Genomic DNA, 13,689 nt, shown 5'->3' on the forward strand with positions numbered 1-13,689 from the left:
ACCGGAGTGGTCCGGTGTTCAGAGCGCATGCTCGACGCGCCCCCTCAGCGGTACGGCCCAGGTCTGCACGGCGCCGGCTTCGCGCAGTTGCCGGGTGACCTCCCTCGCCTGCTCCGCGCGGGTCAGGGCGATCACGCAGCCGCCCATGCCGCCCCCGGTGATCTTGGCTCCGAAGCTGCCTGCCGTGAGCGCGGCCGCGACCAGTGCGTCGATGCGGTCGGTGCTGAGTCCGGCCGCACGGAGCAGTTCGTGGTAGTCCGTGAGCCGCCGGCCGAGTTCCTCCGGCCGGTCGTCGGCGAGGGCATGCCTGGCCTCATCGGTCAGCTCCGTTGCCCGGCGCACGAATCTCTCCCGCGCTCCGGAATGACGCAGGAATCCCTCACGCAACAACTCGACCGCGTCTTTGGTCCTGCCCATGACGCCGCTGTCCGCGATGATGAACAAGCCGTCGCAGTCGATGGGCAGTTCCTGTGCCTCACCCTCCTGGAACAGCAGCGGTGCGCAGGCGCCGACGGCCGTGGCATCGACGCCGCTGGCCCGGCCGTGCGCCACGCTCTCGGCCGTCTGCACCAGGTCGAAGGCCATGCTCTGCGTCACTTCGCGGCCGAAGAGATCGGCAAGGGCGAAGACGACCGCGCGCGCACACGCCGCACTGGAACCGAGCCCTCGGCCGGCCGGGATCGCACAGTCCAGGATCACGTCGAGGTGCAGGCGCTCGGCCACGCCCATGGTCGCCCTGAACTCGTCGGTCAGCCGCCGCAGGCTGTCGGAGGCTTGCGTCGCCACTGGCCGCGACGCGGAACCGGTCATCGTCAGCGACACATCGCCTTGGCCATCAGGGGAGGGGGAGGAACACCCGACGCTCGCCGTGACCCTCAGTTGCGGAACCGGGAGTGCGAGCGCCGGAGCTCCGTAAACGACCGCGTGCTCCCCCAGCACAATGGCCTTGGCGTGGGCGTGACCGACGCCGACCGAGCGAGCCCGGCGGTTTTCTGATTGCCCCTCCGCCGAGGTCGGTGGAGTCAACGCACTCAGCTCCCTTTGTCGTTTCTGCAAAAAGGGCTTGCAGCGGAAACGAGGTGTTGTTTCCCTGCAAGCCCATCGTCTTAAGGCAAGGGCGGGCGAGGCGTTATCCCGCGTCGGAAGACAGCATTGCCTCCACCCGAGTTTGCCACTGGTAGTACTTCTGGATCTTGTGGTACTCGCCTTTGGGCGTCACCGTGACACCGTAGACGAACCGATGGCCGGCGCTGCCGTACGGGGCATCCTTCACCAGTTTCTCGATGATGGGATCCATCTGGACGGGAAGTGCCATCGGATCCGGCGTGTTGACGGAGAACGTGACCCGCTCGATGGTCGGGGAGTCCCAGCCCAGGGTGACGTATATGGCAAACGCCTGCTCACCGAACTTCAGCATCTCCTCACTCGGATCCGGCAATCCGGTGTCGCGAAGAATCGACTGGATGCTCTTCCGTTCGAAGCAGTCGGCAGGCACCCCGGTGAAGTACAGATTGATCGACCGCTTCGCGTAGTCGTACCCGATCACGCTGACCTTGTCGGCCAGGCCGTACCGGCTGAAGAGACCGAGGCTCTCGGACGCACTGCGCGGCATCGACGGAAGGCCGACGAGCTTCGACACGGACTGAAGGTTGTCCGGGCGGAAGAAGGACCAGGTCTTCTTGAAGCCTCCGACGACTCCGAAGTCAATGCCGTAACAGTCCACGGGGAATTGCCGGTGGACTTCCCCCAGCAGGCTATCGACGGGGTGGTCCGTCTTTGCGGTGAGGCCGTTCGCCAGCGCGACGGCATACGGATCAAGGTCCTTGGGAAGCAAGGTGAAGCGGCAGTCGAGATCTGCCGCCTTGCTCGCGCTGGTCTGTACCCTGAAGGAGATCACGGACTGCGCAATCGTTTCCCTGTACGCAGTAAGGACAGGCCAGACCTTGTCACGCGAGCTGGATACGCCCACTGCCCGAGCTGATTCCTCGATGGCCGAGTAGAGCTCTGCCAACTCAACGGTTTCTGACATTCTTTCCTCCACGTACGAATCTCGGCGTCTGTTGGGACAAGACACATCAATGGCGGCGCACCGGACGTGCTGTCGGCACTGCGTGCGATGGAATGCGGAGGGAGATCCGGTGCTGTACCGAGGAGAGACCCGCTCTTGCCTGTACAGACCGGCGGATGCGAACCTCAACCCGCCTTCTCGGAAAGAGTTTTGGGCAGGGAGGACGTGCAGAAATAGTGACACGGGCGACGCCTGTTCACCAAGAGGCTCTTGGTGTGGCCTGAGTCACACGTGAGGGTGGCCGGGTGGACGTGCTCCGTCACGCGGCTGCCCGCCCCGCCGGTCGGCGGGGCGGGCAGCGTTCCGGATCGTGTTCGGCCGAGCCCGCGCTCAGCGGACGGCCGCCGATACTCCCTGGCGGCTCGCGAGGTGTGCTTTGAGCGTGAACCCCGGTGTGGTGGCGTCGTCTGGGCTCAATTCCACTCCCCTGTCCAGGAGCCGGCGGGCCGCCATGTGGTCCCTGGGGCGGTTGACGGACTCCACCGCCCGCAGTTCCCGCCCGTGGAAGAGGAGCACCGAGAAGGCGTCAGGATCGTCACCGAGCACCACCTGCGTGTCGTGTTCCTCGGCAAGTCCCGCGATCTGCAGGGTCGTCGAGAACTGATCGCTCCAGAACCAGGGCAGTTCGTCGTAGGCGCTGTGCACCCCCGTCAGTCGCTCGGCGACCAGCCGGGCGTGGCCGACGGCGTTCTGTACCGACTCCAGCCGCAGCAGGTTCCCGGAGCGCACCTGCGGGAACGCCGCGCAGTCGCCGATGGCCGAGATGCGTGGATCGCCGGTCAGCAGGCGGGAGTCGACGGTGATGCCGCCGTTGACCGGGAGACCGGCTGCCTCGGCCAGTTCCGTGCGGGGGGTGACACCGACGCCGATCAGGACCAGGTCGGCGGGCAGCCGGCGGCCGTCGGCCAGTTCCACTGCCGTCACGTCCGAGCGGCTGTTGCCGTGCAGGGCCGCGACGCGCCGGCCGAACAGCATCTGGGTGCCCATCCGGCGATGCAACCGCGTGAAGTGCTCCGCGGTCCGCGTCGAGACGGCCCGGGCGAGTGGGCGGTCGAGCGTTTCGACGACCGTGACCTCTCCACCCGACTCCCGTGCCACGGCGGCGAATTCGAGACCGATGAACCCTGCCCCGACCACCACTGTGCGCCGGGCGGCGGCGAGCGAGGCCCGCAGCGACAGGGCGTCCTGCGCGGTGCGCAGGGTGTGCACACCGCGCAGCCCGGCGCCCGGCACGTCGAGGGTGCGCGGCCGGGCGCCGGTCGCCAGCACCAGATGGCCGTAGTCGTACTCGGAGCCGTCGGCGAGGCGGACCGTGCGGGCGGCCGGGTCGATCTCCCGCACAGTGCCCGCGACCAGGTCGATCGACTGGCGTACGTAGTACGTCACGGGCCGCAGCCAGAGCTGTTCGAAGTCCGCCTGGCCCTTGAGGTACGCCTTGGACAGCGGCGGACGCTCGTAGGGGAGCGCGTCCTCGGCGCTGATGAGCGTGATGCGTCCCGGGTAGCCGAGCTCGCGCAGGGACGCCGCCGTCTGGTAGCCGCCCTGTCCGGCGCCCACGATGACGACGGACGAGGGCTGTGCGCCGGCCTTCATCAGTTCTGCCGTTCGGGGAGGTGGACGATCAGGCCGTCCAGGGCGCTGGTCACCTCGAGCTGACAGCTCAGCCGGCTGGTGGGCCGGCGCGGACTGGCCGTGAAGTCGAGCAGGTCGTCCTCGTTCTGCCGCGCCGGGTCCAGCTTGTCGATGGTGGTCTCGTCGACGTAGACGTGGCAGGTGGCGCACTGCGCGTTGCCGCCGCACTGGGCGACGATGCCGTCGATGTCGTTGACGACGGCGCCGCGCATGACGCTCGTGCCGAGGGGGACGTCGAGCGAACGCTCCGTCCCGTCGACGGCGACATACGTGATCTTGGGCATGGCGGAACTCCTCGATGACATCCGGTCGCGCGCGAGGGCGCGCCATGGCACGGATGCCGGTGTGCGGAAGGGGAAATCAGCGGATGCGGATGGCGCCGCCGGTGGCCGGTGGGGGACGCGACACCCCTGCCAACTCGCCATCAGCTGACGGCCGTTCGGACACGCGACGTCCTCGGCCGGGAATACGGCGGCGCCGTGGAGCGTACCAAGCAAGTTCCCGGGGCGCCAGGCCGGGGGAACCATCACGGCGGTTCCGGCAGGCGGTGGGTCATGAAGGGCCTGCTGACGACGAACTCCCGGAATTTCAGGGCGGCTTCCGACAGGTAGGCGTCGCGGTTCCACACCAGGGTGAGCACCCGGTGGCAGTCGGGCGCGTTCACCCGTACCCAGGCGACCGGGACGCGCGTATCCGTACCGAGCTGGCGGGACATCGCCGGGATGAGGCCGATGCCGAGCCCCGCGCTGATCATGTCCTGGCTGGCGCCCGGTTCGTCGCCCTCGCAGGACAACTGCGGTGTGAGCCCCTCGGACGCGAACAGCCGGTTCAGGAGGGCGCGCTGCCAGTTGCCCGGGCGTGTGGTGACGAAGGGCTCGTCGGCGATCTCGGGGATCGTCACGCTCTCCCGCCCGTCGAGCCAGTGCCCGGGCGGAACCGCGAGCAGAACCTCCTCGCGAGCGAGCTCGATCGACTCGAGGTTCGGGCCGGTCAGCGTCTGCGAGGCCACACAGAAGTCGATCTGGCCGGCGCGCAGCTGGCGGTCCATCTCCTCCGCGTTGGACTGGAAGAGCCGTACGTCGGCACGGGGATGGGCAGCCCGGAAGCTGCCGAGGACATGGGTGATCGTCAAAAGGGTCTCGGAGGCGACGCTGACCCGGCCGAGTCCCGTGTCCCGGGCGTCGCGCAGGGCCCTGCGGCCGTCGTCGAGTTCGCTCAGGGCGCGGTCGACGTGCCGCAGGAAGATCGCGCCGTACTGGTTGAGCCGGATACGGCGGCCCTGCCGGTCGAAGAGCGGGGAGCCGAGCTCGGCCTCCAGGCGCGCGATGGTGCGGCTGAGCGAGGGCTGGGCGACGCGCAGCGCCTCCGCGGCGCGGCTGATGTGCTCGTAGCGGGCGACGGCCTGGAAGTAGCGCAACTGCAGCAGATCCACGGTTCACCTTTTCTTATGCCTTGTGAGTCATCGTCACATGGCGAAACCGGTCTTGGAATGCATAAGCAATTCTTCCTACGGTGTCCAGTGGAGTCACCGCACAGGTGACGGGCCACCGCGCCCGGCACCTGCACACGCGAGGCGAGGACCCCACACCCCTGCCCCTTTCACCCGCACCCGTCCGCCGTCCCCTCGGCCACCCCCCTCAGGAAGGTCGCACCATGAGCGCTGCGGATCTGGCCCGACTCCAGTTCGCGGCAACGACCGGCATCCACTGGCTGTTCGTGATCCTCACCATGGGGCTCGTCCCTCTGGTGGCAATCATGCACACCTGGGGCGCGTTCACCCGTGATCCCGGAAAAAGAGCGGTCCGGGGGCGGATGACCCGCTTCTGGAGCCAGCTCTACGTCATCAACTACGCCGTCGGTATCGTCACCGGCCTCGTCATGGAGTTCCAGTTCGGGCTCAGCTGGAGCGGCCTGAGCAAGTTCGCGGGCAATGTCTTCGGTGCTCCGCTGGCGCTCGAAACCCTCATCGCCTTCTTCGCCGAGTCCACCTTCCTCGGCATGTGGATCTTCGGCTGGGGCCGTATGCGCAGGGGCGTGCACGTCACGCTCATCTGGCTGGTCGCCCTGACCGCGTACGCGTCGGCGTACTGGATCCTCATAGCCAACGGCTTCATGCAGCACCCGGTCGGCTACGAACTCCGCGACGGCGAGGCCTACCTGACCGACTTCGCGGCGCTGCTCACCAATCCCAGCGCGCTGATCGCGCTCGCCCACATCACGCTCGCCGCGCTGACCACGGGCACCGTCTTCGTCATGGGAATCAGCGCTTACCACATCATCCGGGGCACCAGGGAGACCGACCTGTTCCGCGGCTCCATGCGTCTGGGGCTCCTGGTGGGCACGCCCGCCGCCTGGTTCGTCGCCACCGTCGGCGAGATGCAGATTCCCGTGATCCGCGAGACCCAGCCCATGAAGGCGGCCGTCCTGGAAGGCGGCGACGTCGCCCAGGTGCAGGCGCGGCTCGTCAAGGAGTACGGGCCCGGCGACTACGTGTTCGCGCACGACTGGCTGCGGCTGTCGATGGAGAGCATGAAGATCATCGGCTACACCGTCTCCAGCATCACCATCATCGCCGTCATCCTCCTGTGGAAGGGCCGGCTGTGGCGCTGGCGCCCCTTCGCCTACGTGATGATCGCCATGATCCCGTTCCCCTTCATCGCCTCGGTGGGCGGCTGGGTCCTGCGCGAGATGGGGCGCCAACCCTGGATCATCTATGGCGAGTTGAAGGTGGAGGACGCGCTCTCACACGTCAGCAGGACCTCGCTGGCCGTGTCCTGCACCGTGTTCATCGTCATCTTCCTCGCGCTGGCGGTGACGAACTGGACCCTGATCACACGCTTCGCCCGCCGCGGCCCGGACGCGACCCAGCTCGGCGCCACCGAGCCGCTCCCCGACGACGTGCCCGAGGGCGACGCCGACGAGAAACAGACAGTCCCGGCCTTCTGAGGCCGGCCGGACCGGCGCCACCACCGACATGAACTCCCCTGTGATCCCCCCTGCTGCGATGGAAAGTTGAGCGTGATGAGTCTGGAGACCCTCTGGCTGGCCCTCCTCGGCCTGCTTCTCGCCGGGTACTTCGTGCTCGGCGGCTACGACTACGGCGTACAGATGCTGCACCCCTTCCTCGGCGGCCGAGACGGCCACGACGGCCACGACGGCCACGACGGCCAGGAGGCCGGCCGCCCCGGCCGCAACGCCGCGCTCGACGCCATCGCGCCGTTCTTCCTGGGCAACGAGGTCTGGCTGGTCGCCTTCGCCGGCGTCATGTTCGGGGCCTTCCCGCACCTGGAAGGCAGCCTCCTGTCCGGCCTGTACCCACTGATCGTGGCGATCCTCGTCGGCCTGGTCCTCGGCAACGCGGCGATCCAGCTGCGCGGCCGTGCCCACAGCGCCCGCGGCCGCCGGCTGTGGGAGGCCCTGATCGTGTTCGGCGGGGCGCTGCCGGCCCTGTGCTGGGGACTGGTCGTGGGCCTGCTGCTGCGGGGTCTGCCCCGCCGGGCCGACGGGAGCTTCCACGTTGGGTTCGGTGAGGTGTTCACGCCCTTCGTACTGGCCTGCGGCGTGACCACCGCCCTGCTCTTCGCCGCGCACGGGGCGGCCTTCGTGGCCCTGCGCTCCGCCCCCGGACTCGCCGCCGAGGCACGGCGGCTGGGTGCCACGCTGCTGCGCGTGTCCGGCGCCGTCGGTACCCTCCCGCTGCTGCTGACGCTCTTCGGCGCGGGGGCCTCGATGACGAACCGCGTGACCGCGGCGGTCATCGCCGTCCTGCTCGCGGCGGCGCTCGCCGGCGCCTGGTGGTACCTCTCCTGGGGACACCACGTCCGGGCGTTCGCTGCCACCTGCTGCGCGACCCTGCTGCCCGTGCTCCTCGTGGGGGCCGGTCACTACCCGTACGTCCTGATCAGCTCCGCCGGCGCCGGCATGACGATCGACCAGGCCGTCGCCGACGGCGCCACGCTGAAGATCCTCAGCGTGTTCGGGGTCCTGGTGGTCCCCACGATCCTCGCGTACCAGACGTGGAGCTGGTGGGTCTTCCGGGGGCGTACGGGCCGCCGTCACCCCAGCTATTTCTGAGCCGTTTCCGAGCCGCAGGAGAGATGAGAGGGGGGCCGGGATGAAGCCGGTCGAACGGCGCCTGCTGCGGGAGCTCCCGGTGCTGCGGCGCCACATGACGTACTCCACGTCGCTGGCGCTGCTGGGCGCGGGGCTCGTCGTCGCCCAGGCGAGCCTGCTCGCGACGGTGCTCGCGGACGGCTTCGCCGGACACCGGTTCCGGATCACCTCGCTGGTCGCACTGGGCGCCGTCATGACGCTGCGCGCCCTGCTGACCTGGACCCGCGGGGCACTCGCACAGCGCGCCGCGGCCGACGCCAAGCGCACGCTGCGCGAGAAGATCAGCGGCCGGCTGCGGCACACCGGCCCACTGCGACTGGCGACCCGCCGCCACGGCGAGACGGCCACGCTGCTCACCCGCGGCCTCGACGCCCTGGATCCGTACGTCGTCGGCTACCTGCCCACCATGACGGCCACCGCGGTGGTTCCCCTCACGGTCGTCGCCTGGCTGGCGTGGACCGACTGGACCTCGGCGCTGATCATCCTCGTGACGCTGCCACTGATCCCCGTGTTCGGTGCGCTGGTCGGCATGCACACGGCCCAACGCACCGCGAGGCAGTGGCGGTTGCTGGCGCGGCTGGGCGGTCATTTCCTGGACGTGGTGGCCGGACTGCCGACGCTGCGCGCGTTCGGCCGCGAGCGGCACCAGTCCAGGGTGGTGGGCGAGATGGCCGACGCCCACCGGCGGGCCACCATGCGGACGCTGCGCGTGGCGTTCCTCTCCTCCTTCGTCCTGGAGACGGTCGCCACGCTCTCCGTGGCGCTGGTGGCCGTCCCGGTCGGGCTGCGGCTGCTCGGCGGCGAGACGGACCTGCGTACGGCCCTGGTCGTCCTGTTCCTCGCCCCCGAGGCGTATCTGCCGCTGCGCGCGGCGGGCGCCGCCTTCCACGACAGCGCCGAGGGCATGGCAGTGGCCGAGCGGGTCTTCGCGCTCCTCGACGCCCCCGACGACAAGGACGCGCCCGTGACGCACGCCGCCGACCGTGCCCCGCTGCCCGGTGCCCGCACGGCGTACCTGCACCTCGACGAGGTCACGGTCCACTACCCGGGCCGCGCCGCCCCCGCCCTTCGGGGCGCCTCCCTCTCCGTCCTCCCCGGCGAACACGTCGCCCTGGTCGGCCCGAGCGGCGCGGGCAAGTCCACGATCCTGTCGCTGCTCCTCGGCTTCGTGACTCCCGCCTCGGGCCGGGTCGCGGTCGGCGGCACCGACCTCACCCGCCTCGACCTCGACGACTGGCGCGCCCAGGTGGCGTGGGTGCCCCAACGCCCGCACCTGTTCGCGGCGTCCGTCGCGGACAACATCCGCCTCGGGCGCCCCGACGCGAGCGAGGCCGAGGTGCGGCAGGCGGCCCGCGCCGCTTCCGCGGACCTCTTCATCGAGGAGCTGCCTCAGGCGTACGACACCCCGCTCGGCGAGCACGGCGCCGGACTCTCCGCCGGCCAGCGCCAACGGATCGCCCTGGCCCGTGCGTTCCTCAAGGACGCCCCTGTGCTGCTCCTCGACGAACCGACCGCCCACCTCGACCCCGAGAGCGAGGCCGCCGTCGTGCGCGCCACGGTCGACCTCATGCAAGGCCGGACCACGATCGTGGTCGCCCACCGCACGAGTCTGCTGCCCCACGCCGACCGGATCATCACGGTACGAGCAGGCAGCCTCACCCTCTCCCGACCGGCACCCGCGGAAGGGCTGGTGGCCTCATGACCGGGCATGCCGAGGCCCCCGCCCCCGCCCTTGACCGTGGGCCTCGCCCCACCGTCCGCCTCCTGCGCCACCTCCTGCCGTACTGGCGCAGGCTGCTGCCCGCCGCGCTCGCCTCGGCCGGCAGCGAGCTCGCCGCCGCCGCGCTGATGGCCACCGCCGCCTGGCTGATCACCCGCGCCGCGCAGCAGCCACCGCTCGCCTCGGTGAGCCTCGCGATCGTCGCCGTACGCGCCCTGGCCCTGGGGCGCGGAGCGCTGCGCTACGGCGACCGGCTGCTGGGCCACGACGGTGTCCTGCGGGCCGTCGCGGGCTTCCGCACCCGGGTGTACGAGGCGCTGGTACCGCTCGCCCCCGCGGGCACCCCCGCCTTTCGCAGCGGTGACCTGCTGACCCGCCTCGTCGACGACGTCGACGCCGCCCAGGACCTGCTGCTGCGGGTCCTGATCCCGGCCGCGGCCGCCTGCGTGGTCGCCGCGACCGCCACCGGTACGGCCGCGGTGCTGCTGCCGCGGGCCGGCATCCTGCTCGGGCTGCTCCTGGCCGTGGCGGGATTCCTCGTGCCCACCCTGGTCCTCGTCCTGTCCCGCCGCGCGGGCCGCGCGGAAAAGACGGCGCGCGCCGAACTCGCCGCACTCACCGTGGACCTGACCCAGGGCGCGGCGGACCTCGACGCGTACGGCGCCCGGTGCCGCGCCCACGAGCGGGCCGGCCGTACCGCCGACCGGATCGCCGCGCTGGAGCGCCGCAGGGCCCTGACCACCTCCCTCGCCTCGGCCGTGGTGCCGCTGCTCCAGGGCGGCGCGACGGTCGGCGTCACCTTGCTCGCCCTGCGCGCGCACGCCGCCGGTGCGCTGCCCGCCGTGCACCTCACCGTCCTGGCGGTCCTCGCGCTGGTCTCCTTCGAGGCCCTCGCGCCGCTGCCCGCCGCCGCCCGCCGCCTCGCCGACGTGCGCGCCTCCGCACGCCGGCTGGCCGACCTCCTCGACACGGCACCTCCCGTCACCGACCCACCCATCCCGGCCCCGCTCCCCACCGACGAGCCGCTCGGCGTGGACATCACCGACCTGCGGGTGCGCCACGCCGGCGGCCCTCCGGCCCTGGACGGGGCGAGCCTGCGGCTGCCGCCCGGCCGCCGCACCGTCCTCCTCGGCGCCACCGGATCCGGCAAGTCGACGCTGATCGCGGCACTCATGCGCTTCGTCCCGTACGAAGCCGGAAGCATCCGCGTCGGCGGGCGCGAGCTGCGGGAGACCGCGGGCGCCGACGCCCGCCGTGTGATCACCGGCATGACCCAGGACGCGCACGTCTTCCACGCCACGATCCGCGCCAACCTGCTCCTGGCCAGGCCCGACGCCACAGACGCGGAGCTACGCGAAGCGGCCCGCAGGGCCCGGCTCCTGGACTGGATCGAGTCGCTGCCCGACCGCTGGGACACCCTCCTCGGCGGGGACGGCGCCACGATGTCGGGCGGCGAGCGCGGGCGCCTGCTCCTAGCCCGTGCTCTGCTCGCGGACCCGCCCGTCCTCGTCCTGGACGAACCCACCGAGGGACTCGACCCGGACACCGCCGCAGCCGTGCTCGCCGACATCCTCGACGCCACCCGCGGCCGCACCACGCTCCTGGTCACTCACGAGCGGTCCGGCCTCACCGCCGCCGACCAGATCCTGACCCTCGACCGCGGCAGGATCCGTCCCGCCACCCAGGACGACATCGACGACCCTCAGGACCGCCTCCGACAACACACGGGAGCGCCTGGCCACTGAGACACGCCGCCGTGCAGGTCGGCAAGGAAGCGCAGGCAATCAGGCACCTACTGGTGTGGTTGCTGCGTGCCGGGCGAGCCGCTTGTTGACCCTCACACCGTGTCAGGCGCTGAAACTCGGAGACATCATGTTCACCATCGGAGACTTCGCCCGACACGGCCGCGTCTCGGTCCGGATGCTGCGCCACTATGACGCAACCGGCCTGCTGCGCCCGGCCCATGTCGACCCCGCCACCGGCTACCGCTCCTACACGCTTTGTCCGCGCGGACCTCGACCGGGCGCCGTCGTCGTGGCCCGCGCCGGGAGCGTATGGCGGGGATGCCCAGGAGCAGCGGCTCGAAGGCCTGGCTGTCGTGCACGTTCGCGCCGGACACCGCGACGGCCAGTGGATGCCCTGAGCCAGAGCTGCTGCGCCTCACCGACGCCGATATCGCGAGCAACTGGCGACGCCGCCCGCCTCCGTGACCCAGCACGCGGCCACGCGACCCGAGTGTCAGGCAGAGGCTCAGTACCGCGTCGACCGCCCGCACGGCCGTGCAGAACCGCGCCCCTGGCACTGAAAAGGGATCGTGGCCAGGACGTGGGGGCGGCGCAGTGCGTGGGGGCGGCGCAGTGCGCGGACCGCGTCACCAATCCGACAGGGGTTCAGTGGCGGCCCCGGCAGGACTCGAACCTGCGGCCAAGCGCTTAGAAGGCGCCTGCTGTATCCCACGTTGATCCACTCTGACCTGCGCTTTACCGACGTCATGACGGGTAGTCAGGCGTTTTGTGGGACCTATGTGGGATCTGGCCGTTCCAGTGACCCGTGGGACGCTGGCACCTTCCCGTGGTCTCGATAGTGCTTCTCACCCCATCTTCACACCTTCGAAGCCTCTTGCGGAAACAATCCCGTACCCCGTCGGCGTTGGTGATCTCCGAGCCGAGGAGGGGAAGGTGTCGGGCCTGAAGCTGTTCCGCACGGACACGACCAATAGCGGCATGACCGAGGTCATGCCGCGTCTTGCTGAGATCGAGGCAGATGTGCAGAGTCTCGTCGAGGCGCACATGGAGACGCTGCTGGGCGTCCGGTTCCTGGCGAGCGAGTACGGCACCGGGCCGGTGCACGGGGGCCGGATCGATTCGCTCGGGCTGGACGAGAACGGATCGCCGGTCATCGTGGAGTTTACCGACCGCAGGTAGTCCTGCCCGTGATGTCCGTCTGGGACTGTGACCAGCACGTCCTGGGCTTGTTTACCGACCCTGCTGGGACGTCTGTCATGTTCTGGAGTCGGTACGGAGGACGAGTGGCACGGCATGTGGTGGTCGGGGACTTGCGGGTCCAGCGGATCGAGCGGAAGGACGGGCGGCGGTCGTGGACGATCGTGTGGCCCGAGGGGATGGTCCATGCGGAGGCGGACCGGTTCCTGCGTCTGCATGATGGTTCGGGAACGCAGAGGACGTACGCGTATCTGCTGGTGGACCATCTGCGGTGGCTGGAGCGGGAGTGTCTTGCCTTCGCCGTGGTCCAACTGCGGACCTTGAGCGGTACATGGGCATCGTCGGTGCCGAGGTCCGCATGCCGCTCGGCGAGCCGTGGCGGGTGGGCAAGCGCCCATACGGCCGCTCCGCGTTGTCGATCGCGGCGGCTTGCCTGAAGGGCTTCTACCTGCGTCAGTCCTCCCTCGGCATCAACGGCGAACTCGGCAAGAAGCTCGATAAGTCGCGGCTGCCGTCGCGGGTGGACCGGCGCCGTTCGTTCCTCGGGCATGTGAAGTCGTCGCTGCCCACCAACCCACTGGCGCCGAAGGGACCGCACCGCCGGCATCCCAAGATGCTTCCGGACGGCGCCCGGAAGAGGCTGCTGGAGACGGTGAACGCCGCCCGGGACCGGCTGGTGGTCACCTGGCTCGCCGACGGCGGGCTTCGCATCGGAGAGCTGTGCGGGCTGCACCTGGTCGACCTGCACCTGCGGGAGAACGCGGCATGCGGCGAGTGCCGAGCCCCTCACCTGCACGTCTGTCACCGGCCCGGCAATCCGAACCGGGCCGATGCCAAGAGCAAGTACCCCTGGCGGGTCGAGCACGGCATCGTAAACGGCGGGTTGATCAAACGGGTCAGCCCGGCAATGGTGCACACCTACTTCGAGTACATCACCACCGAGTACCCGCGCGGCGTCGGGCACGGCATGCTCCTGGTTCAGCTGCACGGCGCCCGATGCCGGGCAGCCGTGGGCGCCGGTTGGGGCCCGGCGGATGCTCGGCCGGGCCGGGAAGCGCGCTGGTCTGGGGCTGGTGAAACCCCATGCCTTCCGGCACTCGTTTACTTCCGCGGTTCTCGACGCGGCCGACGGCAACCTGTTGATCGCCCGGGATGCCGGCGGCTGGGCCTCGGCGGCGATGGTGGATGAGGTCTACGGACATATCGATGTCCAC

10 protein-coding genes and 2 pseudogenes are annotated in these 13,689 nt (G+C 70.1%); 7 read left to right on the plus strand and 5 right to left on the minus strand.

Translation table 11 applies throughout. The features are described 5' to 3' along the window. Positions 1-18: 18 nt before the first annotated feature. From mvk to Q4V64_RS43070, 5 genes are all read right to left on the minus strand, one after another. On the minus strand, positions 19-1,056 hold the full coding sequence (mvk, locus tag Q4V64_RS43050; RefSeq protein WP_348540825.1) for a mevalonate kinase: 1,038 nt from the start codon (positions 1,054-1,056) through the stop codon (positions 19-21). A 73-nt stretch (positions 1,057-1,129) separates the two neighbouring features. Continuing rightward, complete coding sequence (locus Q4V64_RS43055; protein WP_124443591.1) at positions 1,130-2,029, minus strand: aromatic prenyltransferase; 900 nt, start codon at positions 2,027-2,029, stop codon at positions 1,130-1,132. A gap of 369 nt (positions 2,030-2,398) precedes the next feature. After that, on the minus strand, positions 2,399-3,661 hold the full coding sequence (locus Q4V64_RS43060; RefSeq protein ID WP_124443590.1) for an FAD/NAD(P)-binding oxidoreductase: 1,263 nt from the start codon (positions 3,659-3,661) through the stop codon (positions 2,399-2,401). Continuing rightward, positions 3,661-3,984, minus strand: a complete 324-nt coding sequence (locus tag Q4V64_RS43065; RefSeq protein WP_124443589.1) for a 2Fe-2S iron-sulfur cluster-binding protein — start codon at positions 3,982-3,984, stop codon at positions 3,661-3,663. Before Q4V64_RS43065 ends, Q4V64_RS43060 begins: the two co-directional genes overlap by 1 nt. A 242-nt stretch (positions 3,985-4,226) precedes the next feature. Further along, entirely contained in the window at positions 4,227-5,132 is a 906-nt protein-coding gene (locus Q4V64_RS43070) for a LysR substrate-binding domain-containing protein (protein WP_124443588.1), read from the minus strand. 221 nt (positions 5,133-5,353) lie between these two features. Here Q4V64_RS43070 and Q4V64_RS43075 point away from each other — a divergent pair, with 221 nt between their 5' ends. The 7 genes and pseudogenes from Q4V64_RS43075 to Q4V64_RS43110 all read left to right on the plus strand — a co-directional run bounded on the left by Q4V64_RS43075 (position 5,354) and on the right by Q4V64_RS43110 (position 13,664). Continuing rightward, on the plus strand, positions 5,354-6,646 hold the full coding sequence (locus tag Q4V64_RS43075) for a cytochrome ubiquinol oxidase subunit I (protein WP_124443587.1): 1,293 nt from the start codon (positions 5,354-5,356) through the stop codon (positions 6,644-6,646). Between the two features lie 75 nt (positions 6,647-6,721). Then, positions 6,722-7,774: a cytochrome d ubiquinol oxidase subunit II gene (gene cydB, locus Q4V64_RS43080; protein WP_124443586.1), complete on the plus strand. Its 1,053-nt coding sequence runs from the start codon at positions 6,722-6,724 to the stop codon at positions 7,772-7,774. A gap of 40 nt (positions 7,775-7,814) precedes the next feature. After that, positions 7,815-9,515, plus strand: a complete 1,701-nt coding sequence (cydD, locus tag Q4V64_RS43085; RefSeq protein ID WP_124443585.1) for a thiol reductant ABC exporter subunit CydD — start codon at positions 7,815-7,817, stop codon at positions 9,513-9,515. After that, positions 9,512-11,278, plus strand: coding sequence for a thiol reductant ABC exporter subunit CydC (cydC, locus tag Q4V64_RS43090; protein ID WP_124443584.1), 1,767 nt, complete (start codon positions 9,512-9,514; stop codon positions 11,276-11,278). The genes cydD and cydC overlap by 4 nt, the downstream gene beginning before the upstream one ends. A gap of 127 nt (positions 11,279-11,405) precedes the next feature. Further along, positions 11,406-11,531, plus strand: a pseudogene (locus Q4V64_RS43095) (MerR family DNA-binding transcriptional regulator); the annotation flags it as partial. A gap of 524 nt (positions 11,532-12,055) precedes the next feature. After that, a pseudogene (locus Q4V64_RS55645) lies at positions 12,056-12,442 on the plus strand (transporter); the annotation flags it as partial. A gap of 391 nt (positions 12,443-12,833) precedes the next feature. Next, complete coding sequence (locus Q4V64_RS43110) at positions 12,834-13,664, plus strand: hypothetical protein (protein WP_253267284.1); 831 nt, start codon at positions 12,834-12,836, stop codon at positions 13,662-13,664. Positions 13,665-13,689: the final 25 nt, after the last annotated feature.

The sequence above is a fragment of the Streptomyces sp. NL15-2K genome (assembly GCF_030551255.1).
Lineage (GTDB): Bacteria > Actinomycetota > Actinomycetes > Streptomycetales > Streptomycetaceae > Streptomyces.